The following is a 297-nucleotide window of genomic DNA, read 5'->3' on the forward strand; positions in this document are numbered from 1 at the left end:
CCTGACGACCGTGATCCTGCTGGTCCTTGGCACGCCGCTCGCGTGGTGGATAGCGCGCTCGAAGAGCCTTTGGGCTGAGGCGGTCGCCACGATCATCGCGCTGCCGCTGGTGCTGCCGCCAACAGTAATCGGTTTCTATCTGCTGGCCCTGCTCGGCCCGAACGGCCCGGGTGGCCTTCTCGCCTCTCTCTGGGGCGGGGCCACGCTCGCCTTCACCTTTACGGGGCTCGTGGTCGGATCGGTTTTGTCAGCGCTGCCTTTGATGGTGCAGCCCATCCGCAACGCCTTCGCTGCGAT

At 66.0% G+C, this 297-nt stretch carries 1 protein-coding gene; it reads left to right on the forward strand.

The features are described from left to right. Position 1: 1 nt before the first annotated feature. Positions 2-297, forward strand: a 296-nt coding sequence (locus tag ACZIRK_RS45610) for a molybdate ABC transporter permease subunit (RefSeq protein WP_474419901.1), incomplete at its 3' end; no start/stop codon positions are given.

It is taken from the genome of Bradyrhizobium sp. Leo114 (genome assembly GCF_055229415.2).